This is a genomic window from Rhizobium sp. B230/85 (assembly GCF_019355735.1).
Classification (GTDB): Bacteria; Pseudomonadota; Alphaproteobacteria; order Rhizobiales; family Rhizobiaceae; genus Rhizobium; species Rhizobium rhododendri.
This window is the reverse complement of record NZ_CP072156.1, coordinates 3,122,656-3,145,465: the sequence shown is the minus strand read 5'-3', so window position 1 is coordinate 3,145,465 and position 22,810 is coordinate 3,122,656. Positions and strand designations below refer to the sequence as shown.

23 protein-coding genes are annotated in these 22,810 nt (G+C 59.6%); 12 read left to right on the top strand and 11 right to left on the bottom strand.

What is annotated here, in order from left to right; all coding sequences use genetic code 11:
- Window positions 1-22: 22 nt before the first annotated feature.
- Together rpoH and J5289_RS15190 are read right to left on the bottom strand one after the other, a co-directional pair.
- Window positions 23-931 carry an RNA polymerase sigma factor RpoH gene (gene rpoH / locus J5289_RS15195; RefSeq protein WP_209206487.1) on the bottom strand — a complete coding sequence of 303 codons (909 nt, stop codon included), beginning with the start codon at window positions 929-931 and terminating at the stop codon, window positions 23-25.
- Between the two features lie 292 nt (window positions 932-1,223).
- On the bottom strand, window positions 1,224-2,249 hold the full coding sequence (locus J5289_RS15190) for an RluA family pseudouridine synthase (RefSeq protein WP_209184483.1): 1,026 nt from the start codon (window positions 2,247-2,249) through the stop codon (window positions 1,224-1,226).
- 38 nt (window positions 2,250-2,287) lie between these two features.
- Here J5289_RS15190 and J5289_RS15185 point away from each other — a divergent pair, with 38 nt between their 5' ends.
- Window positions 2,288-2,662 carry a hypothetical protein gene (locus J5289_RS15185; protein ID WP_142823525.1) on the top strand — a complete coding sequence of 125 codons (375 nt, stop codon included), beginning with the start codon at window positions 2,288-2,290 and terminating at the stop codon, window positions 2,660-2,662.
- Between the two features lie 11 nt (window positions 2,663-2,673).
- Entirely contained in the window at window positions 2,674-3,504 is an 831-nt protein-coding gene (locus tag J5289_RS15180; protein ID WP_209184482.1) for an RNA methyltransferase, read from the top strand.
- On the opposite strand, the gene J5289_RS15175 is transcribed toward J5289_RS15180, so the two are convergent.
- Window positions 3,501-4,691, bottom strand: coding sequence for a hypothetical protein (locus tag J5289_RS15175; RefSeq protein WP_209184481.1), 1,191 nt, complete (start codon window positions 4,689-4,691; stop codon window positions 3,501-3,503). The two genes, J5289_RS15180 and J5289_RS15175, sit on opposite strands and share 4 nt — an antisense overlap.
- Before the next feature lie 116 nt (window positions 4,692-4,807).
- Window positions 4,808-5,320, bottom strand: coding sequence for a DUF1134 domain-containing protein (locus J5289_RS15170; RefSeq protein ID WP_224127810.1), 513 nt, complete (start codon window positions 5,318-5,320; stop codon window positions 4,808-4,810).
- 278 nt (window positions 5,321-5,598) lie between these two features.
- Between J5289_RS15170 and chpT the strand changes: the two genes are divergently transcribed.
- A complete protein-coding gene (chpT, locus tag J5289_RS15165) occupies window positions 5,599-6,246 on the top strand; it encodes a histidine phosphotransferase ChpT (protein WP_209184480.1) in 648 nt (215 codons plus the stop codon).
- Between the two features lie 110 nt (window positions 6,247-6,356).
- Window positions 6,357-6,719: a PleD family two-component system response regulator gene (locus tag J5289_RS15160; RefSeq protein WP_209184479.1), complete on the top strand. Its 363-nt coding sequence runs from the start codon at window positions 6,357-6,359 to the stop codon at window positions 6,717-6,719.
- A gap of 117 nt (window positions 6,720-6,836) precedes the next feature.
- On the opposite strand, the gene ctrA is transcribed toward J5289_RS15160, so the two are convergent.
- Window positions 6,837-7,538, bottom strand: coding sequence for a response regulator transcription factor CtrA (ctrA, locus tag J5289_RS15155; RefSeq protein WP_111222509.1), 702 nt, complete (start codon window positions 7,536-7,538; stop codon window positions 6,837-6,839).
- Window positions 7,539-7,977: 439 nt separating this feature from the next.
- Here ctrA and J5289_RS15150 point away from each other — a divergent pair, with 439 nt between their 5' ends.
- Window positions 7,978-8,328 (top strand): flagellar export protein FliJ, encoded by a 351-nt coding sequence (locus J5289_RS15150; protein WP_111222510.1) that lies wholly within the window; start codon window positions 7,978-7,980, stop codon window positions 8,326-8,328.
- Window positions 8,329-8,508: 180 nt separating this feature from the next.
- Window positions 8,509-8,979, top strand: coding sequence for a paraquat-inducible protein A (locus J5289_RS15145; protein WP_209184478.1), 471 nt, complete (start codon window positions 8,509-8,511; stop codon window positions 8,977-8,979).
- A gap of 25 nt (window positions 8,980-9,004) precedes the next feature.
- Here J5289_RS15145 and J5289_RS15140 read toward each other — a convergent pair whose 3' ends face one another.
- The 4 genes from J5289_RS15140 to cysQ all read right to left on the bottom strand — a co-directional run bounded on the left by J5289_RS15140 (window position 9,005) and on the right by cysQ (window position 11,674).
- Window positions 9,005-9,280, bottom strand: a complete 276-nt coding sequence (locus tag J5289_RS15140; protein ID WP_111222512.1) for a DUF1153 domain-containing protein — start codon at window positions 9,278-9,280, stop codon at window positions 9,005-9,007.
- A 213-nt stretch (window positions 9,281-9,493) separates the two neighbouring features.
- On the bottom strand, window positions 9,494-9,679 hold the full coding sequence (locus tag J5289_RS15135) for a hypothetical protein (protein WP_209184477.1): 186 nt from the start codon (window positions 9,677-9,679) through the stop codon (window positions 9,494-9,496).
- 23 nt (window positions 9,680-9,702) lie between these two features.
- Window positions 9,703-10,743, bottom strand: coding sequence for a DUF2793 domain-containing protein (locus tag J5289_RS15130; protein ID WP_209184476.1), 1,041 nt, complete (start codon window positions 10,741-10,743; stop codon window positions 9,703-9,705).
- A gap of 136 nt (window positions 10,744-10,879) precedes the next feature.
- On the bottom strand, window positions 10,880-11,674 hold the full coding sequence (cysQ, locus tag J5289_RS15125) for a 3'(2'),5'-bisphosphate nucleotidase CysQ (protein WP_209184475.1): 795 nt from the start codon (window positions 11,672-11,674) through the stop codon (window positions 10,880-10,882).
- A gap of 362 nt (window positions 11,675-12,036) precedes the next feature.
- On the opposite strand from cysQ, the gene J5289_RS15120 reads away from it, so the two are divergent.
- Window positions 12,037-12,882, top strand: coding sequence for a glycosyltransferase family 2 protein (locus J5289_RS15120; protein ID WP_209184474.1), 846 nt, complete (start codon window positions 12,037-12,039; stop codon window positions 12,880-12,882).
- On the opposite strand, the gene J5289_RS15115 is transcribed toward J5289_RS15120, so the two are convergent.
- Together J5289_RS15115 and J5289_RS15110 are read right to left on the bottom strand one after the other, a co-directional pair.
- A complete protein-coding gene (locus J5289_RS15115; RefSeq protein ID WP_247749776.1) occupies window positions 12,854-13,585 on the bottom strand; it encodes a polysaccharide deacetylase family protein in 732 nt (243 codons plus the stop codon). The genes J5289_RS15120 and J5289_RS15115 overlap by 29 nt on opposite strands.
- A 229-nt stretch (window positions 13,586-13,814) precedes the next feature.
- Window positions 13,815-14,618: an Abi-alpha family protein gene (locus J5289_RS15110; protein WP_209184473.1), complete on the bottom strand. Its 804-nt coding sequence runs from the start codon at window positions 14,616-14,618 to the stop codon at window positions 13,815-13,817.
- Between the two features lie 418 nt (window positions 14,619-15,036).
- On the opposite strand from J5289_RS15110, the gene J5289_RS15105 reads away from it, so the two are divergent.
- From J5289_RS15105 to J5289_RS15085, 5 genes are all read left to right on the top strand, one after another.
- Entirely contained in the window at window positions 15,037-16,287 is a 1,251-nt protein-coding gene (locus J5289_RS15105; protein ID WP_209184472.1) for a sarcosine oxidase subunit beta family protein, read from the top strand.
- A gap of 12 nt (window positions 16,288-16,299) precedes the next feature.
- Entirely contained in the window at window positions 16,300-16,578 is a 279-nt protein-coding gene (locus J5289_RS15100; protein ID WP_209184471.1) for a sarcosine oxidase subunit delta, read from the top strand.
- Entirely contained in the window at window positions 16,575-19,532 is a 2,958-nt protein-coding gene (locus J5289_RS15095) for a sarcosine oxidase subunit alpha family protein (RefSeq protein ID WP_209184470.1), read from the top strand. The genes J5289_RS15100 and J5289_RS15095 overlap by 4 nt, the downstream gene beginning before the upstream one ends.
- Before the next feature lie 10 nt (window positions 19,533-19,542).
- Entirely contained in the window at window positions 19,543-20,097 is a 555-nt protein-coding gene (locus J5289_RS15090; RefSeq protein ID WP_209184469.1) for a sarcosine oxidase subunit gamma, read from the top strand.
- A gap of 232 nt (window positions 20,098-20,329) precedes the next feature.
- Window positions 20,330-22,756 (top strand): FAD-dependent oxidoreductase, encoded by a 2,427-nt coding sequence (locus tag J5289_RS15085; protein WP_209206488.1) that lies wholly within the window; start codon window positions 20,330-20,332, stop codon window positions 22,754-22,756.
- Window positions 22,757-22,810: the final 54 nt, after the last annotated feature.

Here is a 22,810-nt window from a genome sequence, read left to right as displayed (position 1 = left end):
ATCCGGTCTGTGGACCGGATGCTTATGCAGTTGCTTCCACGACGCGCAGGCCCTTGGTGCGGTCGAGGGCGTCCTTGCGGACAGCCTCCTGGACCTTTTCAAAGGCGCGCACTTCGATCTGGCGGACACGTTCGCGGCTGATATCGAATTCGGACGACAGGTCTTCCAAGGTCACGGCATCCTCCGACAGGCGGCGAGCCTCGAAGATACGGCGTTCGCGGTCGTTGAGCACGCTCATTGCGCGGGCCAGCATGTTGCGACGTGTCTCGAGTTCGTCCTGTTCGATCAGAACCGCTTCCTGGCTCTCGTGGTTGTCCACCAGCCAATCCTGCCACTGGCCGCCTTCGCCTTCCGCAGCCTTGATCGGCGCATTCAGCGATGCGTCGCCCGAAAGGCGGCGGTTCATCGAAATGACCTCCTCCTCGGATACCTTCAGCGTCGTGGCAATCTCGGTCACCTGGTGAGGCTTGAGGTCGCCTTCGTCGATTGCCTGGATCTTGCCCTTGAGGCGGCGAAGGTTGAAGAACAGCCGCTTCTGGTTGGCGGTCGTCCCCATCTTCACCAGCGACCACGAGCGCAGAATGTACTCCTGGATCGAGGCCTTGATCCACCACATGGCGTAGGTGGCCAGACGGAAGCCACGTTCCGGATCGAACTTCTTGACGGCTTGCATAAGGCCGACATTGCCTTCGGACACGACTTCGCCGATCGGCAAGCCGTAGCCGCGATAGCCCATGGCGATCTTTGCCACCAGACGGAGATGGCTTGTGACAAGTCTATGGGCTGCCTGACGGTCGGCGTGCTCGGCATAACGCTTGGCGAGCATGTACTCTTCCTGCGGTTCCAGCATTGGGAACTTGCGGATCTCGTCAAGATAGCGATTGAGGCCGGTCTCGCCGGCGGTAATGGATGGCAAGTTATTGCGGGCCATGAAGCACCCTCCTTGTTGGAAACCAGCCCCTTCGAGACGCCATTCAACATGGCGAAAAGCGGGCCAGCACGTGCGGTTCTGGCAGACCCCGCACTAAGTCTAGTTATAAATAAGTATGACGAAACTGGGATTCAAGAACTGTGTCACGCATGTGTGACCGGTGAGATGCACCAAAGGCCAATTATTATCGGCGATATCGAAATTATCCAGCGCATAACCGGCATGCTGGCGAAGATCCTGAACAATCAGCGCTTTTATAAGCTCTTCGCGCTCAGATGTCCAGATCCACCCACTATTTGCGCAGAGCCTCGGCCAGCTCCAGCATATCGTCGGGCAGAGCGGCTTCGAAATGCAGGATTTCGCCGGTGCGCGGATGTTCGAACTGCAGCAGGTAGGCATGCAGCGCCTGGCGCGGGAAGCGGCTGACGATGTCCTTGCGTTCATCCGCCAAAAGGTTCGCCTTGGTCCGGAAGCCGGCGCCATACACGGTGTCGCCGAGCAGCGGGTGACCGATATGGGCCATGTGAACGCGGATCTGGTGGGTGCGGCCGGTTTCGAGGCGGCAGTCGACCAGTGCGGCAAGCGCTGTTGCATCCGGCTGCTCGTGGAAGCGTTCGAGCACCGTGTAATGGGTGATCGCCTCGTCCGAATCATCGCGGTCGGGCTTTTGCACGGCGCGTTTCGTCCGGTCGCCGGTCGAGCGGCCAAGCGGCGCATCGATCGTTCCGTTGAGCTGGCGCGGCCGGCCCCAGACGATGGCGCGGTAGGCCCGTTCCAGTGGCATGGTCCGACCGTGATCGGCAAACTGTGCCGACAGGTGGCGGTGGGCGATGTCGTTCTTGGCGACGACCATGACGCCGGTGGTGTCCTTGTCGAGCCGGTGGACGATGCCGGGACGGCGGACGCCGCCGATGCCAGACAGGGTGTCGCCGCAGTGATGAATGAGGGCATTGACCAACGTCCCCGTCCAGTTGCCGGCGCCGGGATGAACGACGAGGCCGGCGGGCTTGGAGATGACGATGAGGTCGCTGTCTTCGTAGAGCACGTCGAGCGGAATGTCCTCGCCCTGGGGTGTCGGATCTTCCGGTTCCGGCATGGTGATCTCGAAACGCTCGCCCGGCCGGACCTTGCGCTGCGGATCGGTCATCGGTTCGCCGTTGCGCAGTACCGCACCTTCCTTGATCAGCACCTTGACGCGACTGCGCGAAATGTCGTCGCCGAGTTGCGCGGTCAACCAGGCATCGAGGCGGCCTTCTGCGGCTTCGTCGGCGATCAGCACTTTGCTAATGGCATCGGCTTCTTTAAAGGGGTCGTTCAAACGCTTCTCTCCGGCGAGATCAAGAACAGGACGTATTCATGACAAGTCTCAAGCCAGACGACCAGGACGAAAAGCCTCTCGATCCGGCAATGGAAAATGTGCGGCGCAAGATGGTACGGCTGATGATCGTCTCGGGTGCCGTCATGGTGGTGAGCCTTATGGCGGTGTTCGGTGCCATTGTCTACAAGGCGATGCGGCCGGCGGCCAAGGGTGTTGCGACGAGCGGCGTGCCTTCGGATGCTCCGGTTTCGTCCTCCGTGGCGCTGCCGGCGGGCTTTTCGGTGCAGTCGGTCAGTCTCTCCGGCAACCAGATGCTGTTTTACGGCGTGACCATATCCGGCCAGCGACAGGCGATCGTGTTCGACTATGGCGTTGGCCGCATCGTCTCGACGGTCTCGCTGCCGACGCCCTGACGGATAGCCCGATGAGCGAGGACCGGTTGACCATCATCGCGGATGCCGACGATCCGCGCATCGCCGAATTCCGCGATATCCGCGAGCGCGACCTGACCGGCCGTGAAAGCCGCTTCATTGCCGAGGGAACAGTGGTGTTGCGGCTTCTGGCCGACGCGCACCGGGCCGAGCGCGGCTTTGTCGCTGAAAAGGTGCTGTTGCTGTGCAACCGTGCGGCGGGACTTGCCGACATCATCGCGGCGCTGCCGCGTGATGTGCCGGTCTATGTGGCGGAGGCGCCGGTGCTCGATGCCATCGTCGGCTTCCATCTGCATCGTGGCGTGCTTGCACTCGGGCGCCGTGTAGTCACGGACGATCCGCTTGCCTTCATCGACAGTCTGCCGAAATCGGCCCTGCTGCTGGTCGGGTGCGGCATTTCCAATCATGACAATGTCGGTTCGATGTTTCGCAATGCTGCGGCCTTTGGTGCCGACGGTATTCTTCTCGACGAGACGAGTTGCGACCCGCTTTATCGCAAGGCAGTGCGGGTCTCGGTCGGCTCGGTGCTGACCTTGCCCTATTGTCGGGCCGGCTCCGATCTTGCCATTCTCGACGCGCTCGATGCCCGTGGCTTTGCCATCTGGGGGCTTTCGCCACGCGGCGAAACGTCGATTGCCGTTGTGCCGCCATCGGATCGGCTGGCCTTGGTGGTGGGCACGGAAGGGGAGGGATTGCCCCGCTCCATCCTTTCGCGCTTCCGGACCGCGCGCATTCCGCAGGCGCCGGGGCTGGACAGCCTCAACGTGGCGACGGCCACCGGCATTGCGCTGTTTGCCATGGCATCGTCTGCCGGGAGGATCTAGGCCGACGGTTTCTCGAGCAGTTCGGAGGCGCGATCGGCAAGGCTCCTGCGGTCGCCGCAGTCGCTCTCTCCATTTTTCTCAAGCAAGGCATGGATGGGCGACTGCTTGCCCTCGGTAAGCGCCGTAAGCGCCACCATGCTGGCGGCGATGGTGGCGATCTCTTCGCGCAGAGCCCCATCCTGGGCGGTCGAGCGGGATTTGAGCAGCCTGTCCGAGAGGGCCGTGCTGCGATTGCGGGCGTCGTCGGCGAGCACCGCGATGTCGGCTCCCAAAGCGGGTTCGGCGTCATCAGCAACGGTGTCAGTGTCAGCCGGTGCGTTACTGGTGGATTTCACGTTTTTCGTCCCATCGGCTGCGGTCACCTTCACAGGTCCTGCCGCACGTCTCGACGACTTCGCGGCTTCCCTGGCGTCGATCGTTGCCATCTTCAGTTTCTGTTTGAGGCGCGTCACTTCTTCGACCCGGCGCGCGATAAGGTTTTGCTGGTCGGCGTTGGATGCGACTTCGCGGCTCAGTTTTTCCTCGAGCCGGGTTACCTTGTTCTGCTCCTCGCCGAGACGCATCTCGGCTTCGGTTGCGCGCCTCGTAAAGGTCTCGAGCTCACTGCGCGCCGCATCCCTTTCGGTGCGAAGACCGTTGAAGCGGACACGCAGGTTCTCGATCTCTGCTTCGCGCGCGGCAAGGTCGATCTTCGTGTTGTCGGCATCGACCGCCATCCTGTCGATGCGTTTACGCAGGCTGTCGAGATCCGCTTCCTTCTCCGCATGGGCCAGCTCGGAAACGCGCAGGGCCGACCGCAACTGGCTGATGTTGCTCTCCTCGCGGCGCAGGCGCGCGCGCAAGTCGCTGGCCTCCACGCTCATATCGTTTATCTGGGCATGCAGCTGTTCGTTTTCCGTCGCCAGACGCCCGGCTTCCTTTTTCACAACTTCCTGCGCGATTTGAAGAGCGATGCTCTTTTCCCGCTGACGGGAGAGGGCCTGCTCGGTCTTGGCATTTTCTGCGGCATAGAGGGCCCGTGCCATGTCTTTCTGGGCACGCACCTCCTGGGCGCTGAGGGGCATCGTGGCGCGCAGGCGCTTTTCCGTGAAGTGGACGATGCGGCGATGGATGGCGGGCGCCACCATGCATACGAGGATCACCGCCGTCAGAAAGCCTAAACCGAACAGTAGCGCAAATTGTATCACGGCGCGGCAATCACCTGTACTTGGGCATAGAGCGGAGGTGGAAATTAAGCAGGAAGCCTGCCATTGGGCAAGCTTCATGTCTGTGCGCAGTTAATATCGCGGTAGGGATCGCCCGGTCAGAACGGGTTCCAGGTCGGTTGCGGCGTGACCTTGAGATAGCCGAGGTTGAGGCCGAGACGGGCACCGATACCGGTGCGGATCGGCACGACGACGATGTTGTTGTTTTTCAGCGCGGTCATGCCGACGCCGGCGATCACGAATGCCTGGCCGCTGATGCCTCCGAAGCGCGTGTAGATCGCTTCGGTGTTGGCAAGGTTGTAGACCAGCATCATGACGCGAGTGCCCTGGCCGCCATAATCGAAGCCGAGCGATGGACCCTGCCAGTAGAGCGGGTGCTCGCCTGCGTTCTTGGTATTGAGCTGGCCCTCGCCATAGGTCAGGCCGGCGATAAAGGCGCCGGAGCCCTCCTGTCCGAGAATGTAGCCGTTCGGCAGGCCGTAGCGCTCAAAGGCGGTCTCGACAACCTTGGCAAGGCCGCCGCTGGTGGAGCCGAAGAAAGAATGGCCCGCGTCGATGATCTCCTGAACGGTGTACTGGCCGCTGTTGGGCGCTGCTTCCGCCGCGCGCATGGGCAAGGAAACACTGACGAGGGCGGCGAACGCAGCCACCATTCCGAGGCCGAATAGTCTGCGTAGGATTTGATTGCGCATAGGCTCATCCGTTCATCTCAGTGGGCGCAAAGCATGCGCCCGACGATGGCCGCATTTTGCGTTGATCCTCTTAACAATCGGTTTACCAAATATGGTGTCTTTATGGCGCAACAGATGCCGAAACTGGTAATCCCCGTGCAAACTTGCCGTGGCAATCTCAGGTCACGAAACCTCGCCCGGCATACAGGAGACAATGAATGTCAAGAAATCCGAATCTGACTTTGAATGGGACGGATCTGGCCGCGCTCCTGTGCAGCCGCGTTTGCCACGATGTCATTTCGCCCGTCGGCGCCATCAACAACGGACTGGAACTGCTGGACGAGGGCGGCGCTGACGCGGATGCCATGGATCTCATCCGCACGAGCGCGCTGAATGCCTCGGTACGGCTGAAGTTTGCGCGCATCGCCTTCGGTGCATCCGGGTCTGTCGGTGCTTCCATCGATACGGGCGAAGCCGAGCGCGCCGCCAAGGATTTCGCCGAGGCCGAGAAGAAGGCAACCGTCGTCTGGAACGGACCGCGGGCGATTGTCGCCAAGAATCGCGTCAAGCTGCTTCTCAACCTGTTCCTGGTCGCCTATGCGTCCATCCCGCGCGGCGGCACTATCGACGTGACGCTCGAAAATCCAGAATTCGACGCGAAGTTCACACTTGTCGTCAAGGGCAAGCTAATGCGCGTTCCGGCGAAATTCGCCGAGATCTGCAATGGTGTCATCGAGGAAGCGATCGATGCCCATTCCGTGCAGCCCTATTACACGGTGCTGCTGGCCGACGAGAGCGGGATGGACATCACCTACACCGCAACGGCCGAAGAGATAACCTACGTCGCAGAGATGCGGACGGCTTAACCCTGCGTTGCGCTGACGGGGAAAAGTAACGATTTCTTTAGCGTCGAGCCACTATCGTCTTTCGCGAAGACGCGTTCCTTGGACGGTGGTTCGATGCAAAGGAGTTGCCCATGCAGCGGTTCATGATAGCCGACACATCCGACGTCGTGCGCAAGGTCGGCATGCGCATCCTGTCCGAGCTCGATTTCCTTGTCAGCGAGGCATCGAACGCGCACGAGGCGCTAAGCCGCTTCGAATCCGGTATTCCGCATTACATGATCGTCGATGCCGGCATGGACGGCGTGCTCGAGCTTATCGCCGCGATCCGCGCCATGCCTGAGGGCAAGGACGTCAAGATCTACTATTGCGTCGTCGAAGCCGATCTCAAGAAGCTGATGGCCGGCAAGCGGGCAGGGGCGACAGATTTCCTGCTGAAGCCATTCGACCGCAAGATCCTGACGGCCGTGTTCGGCAACCGCGCCATCGCCGCCTGAGGATCAAGCAGGCAAGTTTCCGATCTCCTTCACCCCAACGATTGCCACTAAAAATCCCGCTTCGTTGCCGAGGCGGGATTTTTGATATGTGGCAGTGGTCGGGTTCCGTCGGGTAGCTCAGGCGCTTTCGGCGTAGCTGCTGCTTTCCGGTTCGCGCAGCACATAGCCGCGGCCCCAGACTGTTTCGATGTAGTTCGCACCGCCGGCCGCATTGGCGAGCTTCTTGCGAAGCTTGCAGATGAAGACGTCGATGATCTTCAGTTCCGGTTCGTCCATGCCGCCATAAAGGTGGTTCAGGAACATTTCCTTGGTGAGGGTCGTACCCTTGCGGAGCGAAAGCAACTCCAGCATCTGGTATTCCTTGCCGGTCAGGTGGACACGCTGGCCGCCGACTTCGACGGTCTTGGCGTCGAGGTTGACAATCAGTTCGCCCGTCGAGATGACCGACTGGGCGTGACCCTTGGAGCGACGGACGATCGCATGAATGCGAGCGACCAGTTCGTCCTTGTGGAACGGCTTTGTCATGTAATCGTCGGCACCGAAGCCGAGACCGCGAACCTTGTCCTCGATGCCGGCCATACCGGAAAGGATGAGGATCGGTGTCTTGACCTTCGACAGACGCAGCGTACGAAGAACTTCGTAGCCAGACATGTCTGGAAGGTTCAAATCGAGTAGAATGATATCATAGTCATACAGCTTGCCAAGATCCACGCCCTCTTCACCGAGGTCGGTCGTGTAGACGTTGAAGCTTTCGGATTTGAGCATCAATTCGATGCTCTGCGCTGTCGCGCTGTCGTCTTCAATGAGTAGAACCCGCATAATATTCCCCTTTACCGCCGCCGAAAGGTCGAAAGCCTCCTACGCGATACCGATTCAACCACTGCCTGATTTGAAAGCTGCCACGGAATGGTTAACAAATTCTGATTCCATCTGGCAAGCTGTATCGACTTTATTAAATATTTTTCTCACTTCCCTGATTTTCCACGTAAATCAGCATTCTGATTTTCTTAACTTCTACATTAAGAAAATAAGCCAACTGATTCTTTTGAATCGATAATGCCTTTGTTTCGATTTCGTCCGAGGTATTTACCGACCCTTAAATGATAGGGCCTATCATTAACGATGCCCGTAAACGAAAGGTTACCAGAGGTAGCTTTTTGTTAACGCCGCCGGAATTTTTTTGTCCCATTGCGATTCAAATCGACGTGGGCGGGTAATGTGTAGAGATCCGGGGTCTCTCATCACGGGAGTAATGCGTATGAAGTCACGTGAGAGCCTAGTCCGTCTGAAAGAGTTCCAGGTAAACGAAAAACGTCGCCAGTTGCAGCAGTTGCAAATGATGACAGCGGAATTCGACAGGATGACCAAGGATCTGGAGAGCCAGATCGTCTTGGAAGAGAAAAAGTCCGGAATTACGGACCCGAACCACTTTGCCTATCCGACTTTTGCCAAGGCTGCGCGGCAGCGTGCGGACAACCTGCAGGTCTCGATCCGGGAACTGCGGACGCAGGAGGAGGCCTTGGAAAGCACTCTCGAAGAGATGCAGGCCGAGTATGCCAAGGCGGCAGCGCTGGAAGAGCGTGACGGTGGGGCGAGAGCCCGCGCCTGATCGCATCTTCGCTGGGGTTTGTGAAAGTCACCGCGAAGAGCCGTGCATGACTGGCCTGGTGGCCAGCCATGCACGGCTTTTGGTGTTTTTCTGTCGGTTCGACATTCGGGGCACAGTTGCGCCCCGGGCCGGCTTCAGGCTATCGCTGCACCCGCAGCATCGTCTTGGAGGGGTCGGGTCATGGACATCAGGAGCGTCAGGGCCGTTCTCCTGATTGCGGCGCCATTTTTCCTGGCCCTCGGTTTGGTCTTGCCGCTGGTGCGTTTCGACCGGCTCTACTTTTTCAGCGAGACGCCGTCGTTGCTTGCCATCGTCGCATCGCTCTGGCAGAGCGGCAACGGTGTGCTTTCGGCTGTCGTGGCGGTGGTGTCGATCGGGTTGCCGATCGTGAAGCTCGTGGCCCTGGCGATGGAGGCCCTGTCCAGCGATGGCAGGGGCGAAGGCGGGGCATTTTTCGAGCGGGTCGTTCCGCAACTCTCGCGCTGGTCGATGATGGATGTGATGCTGGTGGCAATTGTCATCGCGGCTGCCAAGACCAGTGGTCTGGCGAGCGCTTTCACGCAGCCCGGTCTCTGGTTTTACGCGGGCTCGACAATAATTTCGGGCCTCCTCCATTTCCTACTGAGGAATGGATCGGGCCCGAAAAAATAGGTTCTGCGAAGATCAGGTTATCGCGTCAGTGGCGATATTGCTGGATGCGCGTGGTGCGCAGGCCGGCAAGACCGTGGCTGCTGATGGAGGACTGCCAAGACAGGAACTCCTCGACCGTCAGCGTATAACGGTCACAGGCTTCTTCCAGGCTCAACAGGCCACCGCGCACAGCCGCGACAACCTCTGCTTTACGGCGGATGACCCAGCGCCGCGTATTGGGCGGTGGCAGGTCAGCAATCGTAAGGGGGCTGCCATCGGGGCCGATGACGTATTTCACCCGGGGACGTATCATTTCGGTCATTGGACTCTCTACACACACTCAAGACCACTTCCAGGACTGTATCTCGCCACATTTAAAAATTGACTAAGCCCTCAGTAACACTTTGATAACAATTTTACGGAGTGTGGCGCCGAATTGATTTGCGGCGGCGTTCCAATCGTCGCTGATCGCCGCCAAGTCCTTACGTTCGCGCAGAAACTGGCTGATTCTCGGCATTTCTTTTAAGTCGCTAATTCAGTATTTTGTGTTTTTGAGCAGCAGCGAACAGCTGAAATTATTTTGTATTTTTTCAATGGCATCCAGCTGATCTCTCACAGATTGGCGCAAACCGGTGGGCCACTGGGCGTACTTTCCGGTGTGGAGGCGAGGTCGGAGGATACGTCCAGCGCCAGCCGCGCCATCGGCCGGCAGTTTTTGCATCTGCCGGCCCCTCCGTTAATTTCTCAAAGCCGGACTATGGTTATCTCCGTTTTACCGGCGCCGAAATCGTATTGCGCCGTGCCGGAATGAAGCAAGGTCAGCAGATCGCCAGCGTTAAGGGTGGCCAATCCCACGCCACTGTGGCGAAACGGGTTGCTGCTCGCCACTGCACTGGTAGTGGCAAGCGTGGTGCTGCCGTTGGCGACAAGGCTGGCGGAATGCCCACCGGAGGTGAGAATGCTTGCGCTCATCGACAGAAGATAGAGGCCGGCGACCGGCACCACGAGGCGATTGCCGAGGCTGCCACCGAGGCTGGTACCGAGTGCGAAGCCGCCACGCGCTGCGCTCAGCTGTGTAAAGCCGGTCTGACTGCCGCTCGACGGTGTCAGCGCGCCGACGGCGAGCGATGCACGCGCGGCCGGTTGTTGCGGCATGTCGACGATGCCCTGCGGCGACACTGACAGCCCGGTCTGCCATGTCCCACCGTCCGGGCTGACCTTGATGGAGAAACTGTCGTTGCCCGCCAGTCCCAGTTCCGCGCGCCCAGACCAACCGGTCTGGAAGAGCAGTGAGGCAGTGTCGCCGGAAGAGTTCTTGTTGACCTTGATCTGGTGGCCGTTGCCGGCATTGTTGAACAGCGTTGCTGCCGCGCTGACGGTGAGGCGGTTGGTGGCATCGGCGGACGCATTGATGCCGAGCGCAGACATCGTGCCCTCGGACGGAAGGCTCATTTCGCTCCAGGTGCCGCCTTCGAGGACGCGAAGGCGGTTGTCGGCCGTGAACCAGGCGCGCCAACCGGTGCGCGGCTGCAGGAAAATCCAGGCTCCGTCCTGCCTGAGAGCCAATTGTCCGGATTTGCCTGACCAGATGCCTGTCGCCGCCGACGCGACGAGATAGCAGTCGCCCTCGCTGATGGGGTCGGGCGGTGGCGATGAACGGGTTGCGGTGATGGCGAGCTGGACGATGGCATCCAGCCGTTGCAGCGCTTCGTTATGGGTGACGTGCTTTTGAGCCTGGGATGGCAGGATATAGGGTAGCGATAGGTTAGCGGTCTGGTCTGACATTGGCATCTCCCGCGGTGTGGGCCGGAGCTTTCAGGTCAGCTTGCCGGCGTCATTCACCGTCGAGTTTAAAGCCGATGGAGAGTGCGGGGATGAAAAACGCTAGTCGGCATTGTTTTTGCTGGATTTTCCAGACGGTTTATCCCCCCGAAACTGCATTCCGTGCACCCCATGAGATGAAGTCGGGGTTGGCGAAGTCGCTGTCGGTCGGCTGGTTTCGCTTGCCGTAGCCGAGCGGTTTGCCATCGAGGGTGACTGTCGTTCCGCCTGCTGCGCGAAGCACGGCATCGCCGGCGGCCGTGTCCCATTCCATCGTCCTTGCGAAACGCGGATAAACGTCCGCCTTGCCTTCGGCGAGCAGGCAGAATTTCAGCGATGAGCCGATCATCGTGCAAGCACTGACGGCGTTGTCGGAGAGAAAACCGTCTGTTCGGTCGTTGCCGTTGCAGCGGCTGGCGAGCCCCGTCAGCGTTTTACCAGCCTGGCGCGCGGTGATCGGCGTGCGGCTGGCGATCCTGAAGTCGGCATCCACCACCAGCTTTTCAGCCACGCCGTCCTCGCCTGTGAAGGCGACGCCGAGGGCAGGGGCATAGACGATTCCGGCAACAGGCTTGCCGTCAACGATATAGGCTATGTTGACGGTAAATTCGTCGCGATGCTCGATGAATTCACGTGTGCCGTCGAGCGGATCGACAAGGAAGAACGGCGTCGTGCCGGTTGCCGGACTGTAGCCGGCGGCCACTGCCTCTTCCGCGATGACGGGAATGTCCGGAAAAGCCGCCGCAAGATGGGCAAGGATGATCACCTCCGCCCTCTCATCCGCAACAGTTACGGGCGACAGGTCGAGTTTCCGGGTCACCGCATGTCCGGAGCGGTAGACGGCCAGAATGGCTTGACCCGCTTCCAACGCGGCTTTTTCAAATACTGCAAGCATGCTCCTCTTTTACGCCATCCTTCGTCTCGGTGCCAAGGGAGTGCTTGGGCAGCGGCAGCCTCAACTCGCCATGGGCGAGTGAGATCCTGTTGCCAAAAATATTAGTAAAAATCAGCTTCGCTTCACTATCGAAAAATACCTTATTGTTTTTACTTTATGAGGTGAAACTTAATTTTAGATTTTTTACAAAAAAATGACAGAAAAAATTCGCGAATATATAAATAAACTTGAGAGTATCATTTGATTTCTATGATTTTAAATTTTAAAACATAAAAGTTTTTCACCGCACTTCTGAAGGTCCATTCGATCTATGCGATCGATAGAATAAGAAAATTTTATTTTGCTCTACGAGAAATGCGAAAATGTATCAGCAGGAAGAGTACAATACTTCTGTTATGCCAGCAGAATTGAAGTGGATCGACGTCTGTATTGTTGCAACGCGTCGCCCCGATTTGCTGGAGCGGACACTTCGGTCTTTCCACGCAAATCTGTTCAGTGCCTTCAGGATACGCAGGATCATTGCAAATATCGATCCGCTGTTCGGGAGCGAGGCGGATCAAGATAGATGCATAGCCATCATTCGCCAGTATGACCCGAATGCCTTGATCTCTCTTCCCGAGCGGCCGAATTTCGCGAAGGCTGTCGCCAGTAACTGGCTGGCCAGTTCAACCGACGTCATCCTCCATCTGGAAGACGACTGGCTTCTCAATCGCCCTGTTCGCCCGGATCACCTGCATGCCTTCGTAGACTACCCATGGATCGGCCAGATCAGCTTCAATCACGCCAACAAGCGATGGGATGTCCGTAAAAATGGGTCATTCTGCTACGCCCTGAAGCACTTCCGGCTGATTGGCATAAAATGCTCCATCGGCCAGAAGAAGCCGACATTTCTGACGGGGCCATCCTTTCTCAGGGGATCCTTCGCTCACCGGTCTGCCGAACTGATGGATTTCGCTCTCGATCCGGAAAAGCAATTTTGCCGAGGGGTCAACCGCCCGCTGGAGCGCTATGCAGCGCAATATCGGAACCTGATCGTCGGCGAGATCGATGCTTATTACATCGAGGATATCGGCCGGAGTTGGAGGAAAGAGCGCAATATCGTCAAGCAGGTGGTTGCGGGCCAGTCCTATTGGACTGACACAGCGCCCGAGGCGAATGAAGCGACTGAAATCCGGCTCGTTACAGAATCCGGCTCCAGAGAAATTTAGGAACGATATCCTTTCGGCGCACCGTGACGCGTGGCAGGCGCATCTGGTCAAGGCTGGCGTTTGCCTTGCCTTTGATGGTGGTCGTTGCCGTCAGGAAGCCGCTGTCTCGGGCGATTGCCACGACGAGATCATTATGGCTTCCGAACGGGTAGCTGAAAGCCGTTACCGCGCTGCCGCTGATATCCTCGAGTTCGGCCTTGCTGCCTGCCATCTGCTCGCGTGCCTCGGCCTCGCCGAGCAGGCCCAGACGGGCGTGATCGAGGGTATGGGCACCCACCTCCTGGCCGCCAGCCATCCATTCCCGGAGTTCTTCTTTTGTCATGCAAGGGTCGACTGGCATCCTCCCTTCGTCCCACTTGTTGTAGCCGCCGACCTGGCGGCTGACGAAATAGGTGGTGGAGGTGAACCCGAACTCGGCCAGAACCGGCAGGGCATTGTGATGAACGTTGCGGTAGCCGTCGTCGAAGGTGATGCCGACCGCCTTGCCCTTCTTCTCGCCCGACATGTAGAGGCCCAGTTCCGCCATCGAGCAGCCGGTATAGCCAAGCAGTTTCAAGGCCTGCATCTGGCTTCGAAAACGCCGCTTGCTGACGAACATATATCGCGACCCCACCCCGCGCGGCGGAGCATCGGCGATGTGATGATACATGAGTATCGGGAAGCTCCGATTGCTCGCCTTATTGCCGGGTACGACAGTATTCATGACACGATACCAATTTCAGAGATCCGTCGTTTACTTCAAGGCACCGGGGATTGGTAAGCGGTAATGTGAAATTCGCGTCATAATGCTGATTTTCCACGGCTAGGAATTCTATGAATGCGTTTTCTATTTTGTGGCGCATGATTAATCTTCGGTTCGGCAAATGTGGGGGTGACCGCACGAAACCCTGAAAAGGTTCCTTAATGACGCAAATGCTTGCTGAGAATTCCACTTAAGAATTCGGGCCATTGGATGTGTCGGTGCTGGCAGCGGAACTGGAGTTTCCATTGGTGCAGGCCCTTAGAAACATGCCGCCAAAGTGGGTGATCTTCATCAGGAACACCGACAACTCGTAGTAGTCGCTCTGCTTTAATTCGAGCGGCGGGTGATATGCACTATTGCCACAATATTCAATCAGTCCGAGGTGCTGCAGATGCTCCTGATAGACTGGGAACATCTCTGGCTGGCTTAGAGCCTCGTAGCTGAATGTGCGATCCTCCACTTCCCGCCTAATGTCCGCTGATATCTCGCTTCTATCCAGCCTTGCCCGTCTCCGTGCCGGGTCGGGGTAGATCTTCTGGCCAGTGGGCGACATTATAAGCGTCTCGTCTCGGCTGGCGAAATCCTGAAGGAATATCAACTCATCAGGAGCCATCTGCGTGATGATGCTGAAAAATGCAGGATGGGCATCTCCAACCCGCTCTCGGTCCATAGCCCTGGAAAGTAGCTGAATATACAGTTTCGTGATTGGATCATGCTCGGTCTGAAATCGAAGCTTTTCCACGATGGGATATGCTATGGATTCTACCGGTTCGATGCGCCGCTCTTCTGGAACCTGGCGTATCGCCCGCTCGATGTAACTCTCCAACCGAGCCTGTAGCGCTCCAGTGAACTGGAAGGGGAACGTGAGAAGGCGAACGGTCTTAACAACGTCAGCACCGAATTTGTCGATCTGTTCAACAGTTTTTGGAACCACAAATGCCGCTGCATTCGCGGCAGCTACTGCTGCATTAACAACTTCATTCGGGTCCGCCATCCTCAGTTCCCCTTATTCGTAGCCTACATATTGCAGAGCAAATCAGGCAATTCAATCAAATGTCTTTTATTCTTTCAGTCGACGAAAATAAGCGCACGATTAGGGCCGCAAGCGTTCTCAGCCGCACGTTCTCACGCGCGTTGTGCAAGGCGGTTGGCCGCTTTGTCGAGCTTCAGGAATGTCCTCCGCTTTTCTTGGTGAAGCGTGTCCTGCAATGAGACAGGCTAATCTCTGATGGATGCAGTTTCTTGCCATAATCTGAACCGAATGCAGTATGGATGGACCCCAAGGTATTGTCCAAGCGCCTCTGAGGTCAGAAAAGGGATCATGTCCTTATCAGCGAATTTTAGGTCCTTCGGAGGCTTGTTGTTTTTGCTGCATGTGCGAATGTCTGACGGGATCGAGTTTGGGACATCGCATGCGTTATTCAGCACTCAACATCTTGAAGCAGGCATTTACCGGCAACCGTGACTGGAAGCCGGTCTGGCGGACGCCGGAGCCTAAGCCGCACTACGACGTAATCATCGTCGGCGGCGGCGGGCACGGGCTGGCGACGGCCTATTATCTCGCAAAGGAGCATGGCATCACCAATGTCGCCGTGCTGGAGAAGAGCTATATCGGCTCCGGCAATGTCGGTCGCAACACGACCATCATCCGTTCGAACTACCTGCTGCCTGGCAACGAGCCGTTTTATGAGCTGTCCATGAAGCTGTGGGAAGGTCTGGAGCAGGACTTTAACTACAATGCAATGGTCTCCCAGCGCGGCATCGTCAACCTGTTTCATTCCGACGGCCAGCGCGACGCCTATGCGCGGCGCGGCAATGCGATGCGGATGCACGGTGTCGATGCCGACTTGCTCGACCGCGAGCAAGTCCGCAAGATGATGCCATACCTGAACTACGACCAGGCCCGGTTCCCCATCCTCGGCGGTCTGCTGCAGAAGCGTGGCGGAACGGCCCGCCATGACGCGGTTGCCTGGGGCTATGCGCGCGGCGCCGATACGCGCGGCGTCGATCTGATCCAGCAATGCGAAGTGACCGGCATCCGGCGGGAAAACGGTCAGGTCACCGGGGTCGAAACGACGCGCGGCTTCATCGGCTGCAACAAGCTGGCACTGGCTGCTGCTGGCAATACCTCGACGCTCGGTCGCATGGCCGATCTCGACCTGCCGATCGAAAGCCATGTGCTGCAGGCTTTCGTGACCGAGGGGCTGAAGCCGGTGATCGACAATGTCATCACCTATGGTGCGGGCCACTTCTATATCTCGCAGTCGGACAAGGGCGGGCTGGTGTTCGGCGCCGATATCGACGGCTACAGTTCCTATGCCCAGCGCGGCAACCTTGCGACGGTCGAGCATACGCTGGAGGAGGGGGTGTCGCTTATCCCCGGACTGTCGCGCGTGCGGGTGCTGCGCGCCTGGGGCGGCATCATGGACATGAGCATGGACGGTTCGCCGATCATCGACCGGACGCCTATCGACAATCTCTATCTGAACTGCGGCTGGTGCTACGGCGGCTTCAAGGCGACGCCAGCTTCCGGCTTTTGCTTTGCACATCTGATCGCCCGGAACGAGACCCACGACGTCAGCCGGTTTTTGCGGCTCGACCGCTTCGCCCATGGCTTCGAGATCGACGAAGGCGGCAAGGGCCCGCAGCCGAACCTGCATTGAGGGCATGAGATAATGGCAAGCTTGATACACTGCCCGCATTGCGGCATCCGCCCGAAGGAAGAATTCGCGATCCGCGGCGATGCTTCGGTATCGCGCCCGTCACCCACGGCATCCGACGACGCGTGGAACCGCTACGTCTATATCCGCGACAATCCCCGCGGTCGCTACCGCGAACACTGGCACCACGCCTCCGGCTGCCGCCGCTGGCTGGTCGTCGAGCGCAGCAACGTCACGCACGAGGTGTTTTCCGTGACAGATGTCGCCGATGCTGTGCGGGAGGGCGTGGAATGACGGCCTATCGCGTTTCCACCGGCGGTCTTGTCGATCGCGGCACCTCCCTCGGGTTCACCTTCGACGGCAAGCGCCTGCAGGGGCTGGGTGGCGATACGCTCGCCTCGGCACTGCTGGCCAACGACCAGATGCTGGTCGGCCGCAGTTTCAAATATCATCGTCCGCGCGGCATCGTCACAGCGGGATCCGCCGAGCCGAACGCGCTGGTGACCATTGGCAAGGGTGGGCGCACCGAGCCCAATACGCGCGCTACCGTTGCCGAACTCTACCAGGGGCTCGATGCGGTCAGCCAGAACCGCTGGCCGTCGCTGAAGCACGATATCGGCTCGCTCAACAGCCTGCTGTCGCCGTTCCTCGGGGCTGGTTTCTACTACAAGACCTTCATGTGGCCGGCGGCCTTCTGGGAAAAGGTCTACGAGCCGATCATCCGCAAGGCCGCAGGCCTCGGTCGCGCTGTGATGCAGGCCGATCCCGATCGATATGAAAAATCCTGGGCCCATTGCGACCTGCTGGTGGTTGGCGCCGGACCTACTGGGCTGATGGCGGCCCGTACTGCGGCGCGCGCCGGACTGCGCGTCATCCTCGCCGACGAAGGCTTTCGTCTCGGGGGCTCGCTGCTGTCGGAAAGGCTCGCCATCGGCGGCGTGAGCGCCGATGCTTTTGCGAGAACCGTGCTCGACGAACTCGCCGGCTTCCCCAACGTCACGCTGATGCCGCGCACGACGGTTTTCGGCTGGTACGACGACAATGTTTTCGGCGCAGTCGAGAAGGTGCAGAAGCATATCGCCATGCCGTCGGCGGATCTGCCGGTGGAGCGGCTGTGGCGGATCATTGCCAAGCGGGCCATCGTCGCTACTGGGGCCGAGGAGCGGCCGCTGGTTTTCGGCGGCAACGACCGGCCGGGGGTGATGATGGCTGGGGCCGCGCGTAGTTATCTCAACCGCTACGGTGTTGCCATCGGCCAGAAGGTTGCTGTGTTCACCAATGGTGGCTCCGGCTATCGCACGGCGCACGACCTGATCGCCGCAGGCGTCGAGATCGCCGCGATCATTGACACCCGCCCGGGGACATCGGATGTCGCGCCGAATGGCGTGCGCGTTATCCATGGCGGCACGGTCGTTGCCACCAAGGGCAAATACCGGATCGAGGGTCTGCTTGCCGATCGTGGCGGACTGGACGAGTTCATCGGTTGCGATGCGCTGGCAATGTCCGGCGGCTGGTCGCCGATCATCCATCTCGCCTGCCAGCGCGGCGCCAAGCCCGTCTGGTCGGACGAACGGCAGGCGTTCATGGCGCCGGAGGATACAGGCGGGCTAGTGGTGGCCGGAGCTGCCGGCGGTATCGACAGCGTCGCTGGTTGCCTCTCCGACGGTGCGGCGAAGGCTGCCGCCGTCATAGAGAGCCTGGGCTTCAGTGTTCAGGGCCATGACTTGCCCGAGGTTGAGGGCGAGTACGATCCGTCCTTCGCTGCCGCCTGGCACGTGCCCGGCGCCCGGGACAAGGCTTTCATCGACTTCCAGAACGATGTCCATGCCAAGGATATGGGCCTCGCACTGCGCGAAGGTTTCGGCCATGTCGAGCATGCCAAGCGCTACACCACCAACGGCATGGCGACCGATCAGGGCAAGCTCGGCAACGTCAACGCGGTCGGCATCATCGCCGGCATGCGCGGCGTCAGCCCGGCAGCGGTTGGCACGACGACATTCCGGCCTTTCTACACGCCGGTCTCCTTCGGTGCGATGGCGGGGACGGCGCGTGGAAAGCATGCGCGGCCCGTGCGGCAATCGCCGCTGCACGGCTGGGCGAAGAAGAACGGCGCAATCTTTGTCGAGGCCGGTGCCTGGTACCGCTCCTCGTGGTTTCCGAGGGGCGACGAAAAGACCTGGCGCGAAAGCGTCGACCGCGAAGTGCTCAACGTCCGCGCCAATGTCGGCATCTGCGATGTCTCGACACTCGGCAAGATCGAGGTGTTCGGCAAGGATGCCGCCGAGTTCCTGAACCGGATCTACAGCAACGCCTTCCTCAAGCTCCCGGTCGGCAAGGCGCGCTATGGGCTGATGCTGCGCGAAGACGGTTTCGTCTACGACGACGGCACGACGAGCCGGCTCGCTGAAAACCATTTCTTCGTGACGACGACGACCGCCTATGCGGGCGAAGTCATGAGCCATATGGAATTCTGCGCGCAGGTTCTCTGGCCCGATCTCGACGTGCGCTTCGTGTCGTCATCGGACCAGTGGGCGCAGATGTCGGTTGCCGGCCCGAAGGCGCGACTGGTGCTGGAGAAATTGATCGACGACGATATTTCCAATGAGGCATTTCCGTTCCTGGCCGCGGCCAGCGTGACGCTCAAGGGCGGACTGAAGGGGCGGCTGTTCCGGATTTCGTTTTCCGGCGAACTCGCCTTCGAACTGGCTGTGCCGGCAGGTTTCGGTGAGGCGGTGGCGGATGCGGTGATGGAAGCGGGCAAGGCACACGACATCTGCGCTTACGGCGTCGAGGCCCTGAATGTGCTTCGCATCGAGAAGGGGCACGTCACCCATAACGAACTCGATGGTCGCACCACGCCGGACGACGTCGGTCTCGGGCGGATGCTGTCGACGCAGAAGGCAGATTTCATCGGCAAGCGACTGTCGACCCGCTTCGGGCTGACGGCAGCGGACCGTGGGCAGCTCGTTGGCCTGAAGCCGGTCGACCATGACAAGGAAATCAAGGCGGGCGCGCATATCCTCAAAGAAGGCGCTGCGCCGTCGACAGCCCACGACCAGGGGCATGTCTCATCTGCCTGCTTCTCACCGGTGCTCGGTCATTCCATCGCGCTTGCCATGCTCAAATCAGGGCGCGAGCGGATTGGCGAAAAGGTGCTGGTGTGGGATCGGCTGCGCGGAGAGGAGTTCCTGGCCGAGGTCTGCAGTCCGGTATTCGTCGATCCGGACGCCCAGAAACTGCATGTTTGAGGAGCGGGCCATGAGCGTCGCATTCACCAACCGCCATATCCTGGAAGAGCGGATCGCCGGCTTCCATTCGCAGCCAAGCGCCGATCACCTGTCGATCATCCGCCACGCCGCCATTTTTTCCGTTCTCGCGCACGCGGGTCATGAAGCCTGGGCGCTTGCGGCGCTGGGGGCAATGCAGGATGTGTCGGTGCGCAGCGTCGGACCCGGCGAATGGCTGGTGATTTCCGAGACGCTGGGGGCCGAAAGCCTGGCGCGGGATCTTTCCATGCTCGACGCGGCACGGCTGTCTTTTTTCGAGCAGAGCGACGGACGGACGCTGCTACGTCTCTCCGGGCCGAATGTCCGCGCTATCCTTGCCAAGTGCGTGCCGGTCGATCTGCACCGCGACGTCTTTGCCGAGGGACAGTCGGGCACCATGCTCTGCTGCCATGTCAGCGCCAATGTGGCCCGGACCGGGCCCGATACGTTCGAGATTGCCGTGATGCGCTCCTTCGCGGGAACGGTGTTTGACGAGGTGCTGGAGATGGGTCGCGAATTCAACCTGACGGCTGGTTTCGCAGACTAGGATTATGGCGCGATGAGGACAATCTCCATGTCGCAAATGGGAGTATCGGCTTCGCAGTTCGGGCTATGTGGCCTGAAATTTGCCTCTAGGCTGATCCTCAATTCGACGGATCGAAGGGAGTTTTTCGGCGGGGATTGTCTTGCCGAACGGCCTTTCGCCGGCATCGAACGCCAACCCATTCCAGACTGTTTCGATTGCGCTGCCAGCCAGCGCATGCAACCGGAGATTATCCATGAAAAGCCATACGAAGGTCGTCGTCATCGGCGGCGGTGTCGTCGGATGCTCGGTCCTCTACCATCTGACGAAATTCGGCTGGACCGACGTGGTTCTGCTGGAGCGCTCGGAGCTGACATCCGGCTCGACCTGGCATGCGGCCGGCGGCATGCACACGATCAACGGCGATCCGAATGTCGCCAAGTTGCAGAAATACACGGTCGAACTCTACAAGGAAATCCAGGAGTATTCCGGCCAGGATATCGGCCTGCACATGACCTCCGGCCTGATGCTGGCCGCAACGCCGCAGCGGTTCGACTGGCTGAAGTCCATCCTTGCCAAGGGTCGCTACAACGGGCTCGAGGCGACGCTGCTGTCGCCGAAAGAGGCGCACGAGATGATGCCGCTTCTCGACCCCGACCAGTTCGTCGGTGCGCTCTACGATCCTGTCGAAGGTCATCTCGACCCCTACGGCACGACGCATGCCTATGCCAAGTCCGCCAAGAAGAACGGCGCAGACATCTACCTCCACACCAAGGTCGAGGATCTCGTTCAGCGCGAGGACGGCTGCTGGCGGGTGATCACAAACCAGGGCGAGATCATCGCCGAGCATGTCGTCAACTGCGGTGGCCTCTGGGCTCGTGAAGTCGGCCGCATGGTCGGCATCGAGCTGCCGGTTCTCGCCATGGAGCACATGTACCTCATCACCGAGGACATGAAGGAAGTCACCGACTTCAATGCCGCGACCGGCAAGGAGCTGATGCACTGCGTCGATTTCGATGGCGAGATCTATCTCCGCCAGGAGCGGCAGGGCATGCTGATGGGCACCTATGAAAAGGCCTGTCGCCCGTGGTCGCCGCTGAATACGCCTTGGGATTTCGGCCATGAGCTGCTGGCCGAGGACATCGAGCGGATCACACCCGAGCTCGAAGTCGGCTTCCGGCATTTCCCGGCCTTCAACAATGCCGGCATCAAGAAGATCATCAACGGTCCCTTCACCTTCTCGCCGGATGGCAATCCGCTGGTCGGTCCGGTGCGCGGCATGACCAACTACTGGTCGGCCTGCGCTGTCATGGCCGGCTTCAGCCAGGGTGGCGGCGTCGGTCTGGCGCTTGCCAACTGGATGATCTACGGCGACCCGGGTTTTGACGTCTTCGCCATGGATGTCTCTCGCTACGGCGATTATGCGACGCTTGCCTATACCAACGCCAAGGTGCGCGAAAACTACCAGCGCCGCTTCTCCATCCGCTATCCGAATGAGGAATTGCCGGCCGGCCGGCCGCTGCTGACGACGCCGATCTACGACAAGCTGAAAGCTGCCGGCGGCGTGTTCGGCGCTTACTACGGACTGGAGCAGGCCCTGTGGTTTGCGCCTGCAGGCGAGGAGGATGCGTTCTCATGGCGGCGTTCGAACGATTTCGACGTGGTCGGCGCCGAAGCCAAGGCGGTGCGCGAGAGCGTCGGCATGATGGAGACATCCGGCTTTGCCAAATATACCGTCAAGGGTGCGGGTGCGCAGGCCTGGCTTGATGGCCTGCTGACCTGCCGCCTGCCAGCCACCGGTCGTATGACGCTGGCGCCGATGCTGAAGGACGACGGCAAGCTCATCGGCGATTTCACGCTCGCCAAACTCGGGGAGGGAGATTTTCTGCTCGTCGGCTCCGGCGTCGCCGAATCCTACCACATGCGGTGGTTCGAGGATCATCTGCCGAAGGATGGCTCGGTCGAACTCAGGGCGCTCGGCCTGTCGCTGCTCGGCCTGTCGATTGCCGGACCCAATGCCAGAAAGCTGCTGGAAAAGCTTACTCATCAGGACATCTCCGACGCAGCGTTCCCGTTCATGGAAATCAGGCGAATGGATATCGGCATGGCGCCGGCCATCGTCGGTCGCGTCTCCTATACCGGCGATCTCGGCTATGAGCTGTGGATGAAGCCGGAGTACCAGAACTATCTCTTCGATCTCATCATGCAGGCGGGAAAAGAGTACGGTATCGGGTTGTTTGGACTTCGCGCCCTCAATGCGCTGCGTCTCGAAAAATCCTATGGCAGCTGGTCGCGCGAATACCGGCCACTTTACGGTCCTTACGAGGCAGGCCTCGGTCGATTCGTGGCTCTGTCGAAGGGCGCCGATTTCGTTGGCAAGCAGGCGGCGGCCAGGGAAAAGGCGGAAGGCGGCTCTATGCGGCTGAAAACCTTCATCCTTTCGGCTAGGGATGCTGACGTCATCGGCGACGAGCCGATCTATTACCAGGGAGAGGTGAAGGGCTGGGTGACATCTGGCGGGTTTGCCCATGGCTCCGGTGTCTCGGTGGCGCTCGGCTACGTTCCGAAGGAAATCGCGGATGAGACAGAGGGTTGGTCGATCGAATTGCTCGGCGAATTGCTGCCGGCGAGCCTTCAGTCTGCGCCGCTGTTCGACGCCGACGGCTCGCGCATGCGGTCCTGATTGTCACTGAGCTTTGCTGTCGAACGGGCCTCGCGGGGCCCGTTTCTGTTTGAA

Excerpts from the sequence above, each read along its gene's own strand:
- rpoH (WP_209206487.1), bottom strand. The coding sequence starts at position 931 with ATGGCCCGCAATAACTTGCCATCCATTACCGCCGGCGAGACCGGCCTC.
- J5289_RS15185 (WP_142823525.1), top strand. The coding sequence starts at position 2,288 with ATGACAAGTCTCAAGCCAGACGACCAGGACGAAAAGCCTCTCGATCCG.
- J5289_RS15180 (WP_209184482.1), top strand. The coding sequence starts at position 2,674 with ATGAGCGAGGACCGGTTGACCATCATCGCGGATGCCGACGATCCGCGC.
- J5289_RS15170 (WP_224127810.1), bottom strand. The coding sequence starts at position 5,320 with ATGCGCGCGGCGGAAGCAGCGCCCAACAGCGGCCAGTACACCGTTCAG.
- chpT (WP_209184480.1), top strand. The coding sequence starts at position 5,599 with ATGTCAAGAAATCCGAATCTGACTTTGAATGGGACGGATCTGGCCGCG.
- J5289_RS15160 (WP_209184479.1), top strand. The coding sequence starts at position 6,357 with ATGCAGCGGTTCATGATAGCCGACACATCCGACGTCGTGCGCAAGGTC.
- ctrA (WP_111222509.1), bottom strand. The coding sequence starts at position 7,538 with ATGCGGGTTCTACTCATTGAAGACGACAGCGCGACAGCGCAGAGCATC.
- J5289_RS15150 (WP_111222510.1), top strand. The coding sequence starts at position 7,978 with ATGAAGTCACGTGAGAGCCTAGTCCGTCTGAAAGAGTTCCAGGTAAAC.
- J5289_RS15145 (WP_209184478.1), top strand. The coding sequence starts at position 8,509 with ATGGACATCAGGAGCGTCAGGGCCGTTCTCCTGATTGCGGCGCCATTT.
- J5289_RS15140 (WP_111222512.1), bottom strand. The coding sequence starts at position 9,280 with ATGACCGAAATGATACGTCCCCGGGTGAAATACGTCATCGGCCCCGAT.
- J5289_RS15135 (WP_209184477.1), bottom strand. The coding sequence starts at position 9,679 with ATGCAAAAACTGCCGGCCGATGGCGCGGCTGGCGCTGGACGTATCCTC.
- J5289_RS15130 (WP_209184476.1), bottom strand. The coding sequence starts at position 10,743 with ATGTCAGACCAGACCGCTAACCTATCGCTACCCTATATCCTGCCATCC.
- cysQ (WP_209184475.1), bottom strand. The coding sequence starts at position 11,674 with ATGCTTGCAGTATTTGAAAAAGCCGCGTTGGAAGCGGGTCAAGCCATT.
- J5289_RS15120 (WP_209184474.1), top strand. The coding sequence starts at position 12,037 with ATGTATCAGCAGGAAGAGTACAATACTTCTGTTATGCCAGCAGAATTG.
- J5289_RS15115 (WP_247749776.1), bottom strand. The coding sequence starts at position 13,585 with ATGAATACTGTCGTACCCGGCAATAAGGCGAGCAATCGGAGCTTCCCG.
- J5289_RS15110 (WP_209184473.1), bottom strand. The coding sequence starts at position 14,618 with ATGGCGGACCCGAATGAAGTTGTTAATGCAGCAGTAGCTGCCGCGAAT.
- J5289_RS15105 (WP_209184472.1), top strand. The coding sequence starts at position 15,037 with ATGCGTTATTCAGCACTCAACATCTTGAAGCAGGCATTTACCGGCAAC.
- J5289_RS15100 (WP_209184471.1), top strand. The coding sequence starts at position 16,300 with ATGGCAAGCTTGATACACTGCCCGCATTGCGGCATCCGCCCGAAGGAA.
- J5289_RS15095 (WP_209184470.1), top strand. The coding sequence starts at position 16,575 with ATGACGGCCTATCGCGTTTCCACCGGCGGTCTTGTCGATCGCGGCACC.
- J5289_RS15090 (WP_209184469.1), top strand. The coding sequence starts at position 19,543 with ATGAGCGTCGCATTCACCAACCGCCATATCCTGGAAGAGCGGATCGCC.
- J5289_RS15085 (WP_209206488.1), top strand. The coding sequence starts at position 20,330 with ATGAAAAGCCATACGAAGGTCGTCGTCATCGGCGGCGGTGTCGTCGGA.